Source organism: Vibrio sp. D173a (genome assembly GCF_030248475.1).
In genome coordinates, this window is sequence record NZ_JAHGAH010001480.1 from 1 (window position 1) to 919 (window position 919).

Here is a 919-nt window from a genome sequence, read left to right on the forward strand (position 1 = left end):
TCCAGTTACCTTATCAGCGCTGACTGTCCCAGAAAAGCGATAGTCCCACTGCTTATGGCTCGCATATAGGGTTAAGGCGTGTGTATCGGCAGCTACCCAGCCTTTAAGTGATGTCCCGTTGTAGGTCAGGCGAAGAACGGCTTTGCCATTTTCGATGCGACCCGTGATGGTGGTACGTTCGCATAGGTTGTTGTTGGTGGTGTTAATACGCCTTCCAACCCATTCTCCATCAAACTCACTCGTGACAGTGTAACTTGACGTATCTGGAAACTTTGGGAAAGACTCTGCATTGCCTGATTGAAACCACCCGACGTATCGACCAATGAACACAAACAAGATAAACCCGGCAGTGATCGCTAATAATAAAGGCTTTTGCATTGAGAAGTCCTTGTCGATTGGAAAGTTGACGGTGTTTTGAATAGGTACAGACTTTCCAATTAAGCCGATAAATGTCTTATGGAGCAACAACCTAGCAAAGTTATGCGACTTGGTTTGTGGATTTGGCAGCTAAAAAGGGACCAAGGTCAATTTTGGTTTCATTAAATCGTCTTGAGTTTGAAATATATTTGTCACCAAGCCAATTTAGTGTTAGATATGAAACTTAGCTCAATGGAATGAACTGAGCTATAGTTGATAACTGTGTCATATTATGATGCAACGACCACGCGCTACTCTTTATATTTTGTGATGTGTATCGTTGATTTGGCCATAAAACACAGTTAGATTCGAATAGTTGGCAAATAAAAATAGCTCATGAAGAGCAGTCAAACGGAAAGGATATAACCCTTATGAAAAAAATGAGAAGAGCACAGCTTCATCGCGTTCGTATTCAATACTGGAAAGACGCAGCGAAAGAAGCTTCGAAAAAATAAGCTAATACATTTATAGCTTTAACAGCCATATTGGCATTTCCCCCATG

At 41.6% G+C, this 919-nt stretch carries 1 protein-coding gene; it reads right to left on the reverse strand.

All coding sequences use genetic code 11. The annotated features are described in order from the left end of the window. The coding region (locus KIV40_RS34200) for a hypothetical protein (RefSeq protein WP_285353890.1) at positions 1-378 on the reverse strand (378 nt) is incomplete at its 3' end. Between the last annotated feature and the right edge of the window lie 541 nt (positions 379-919).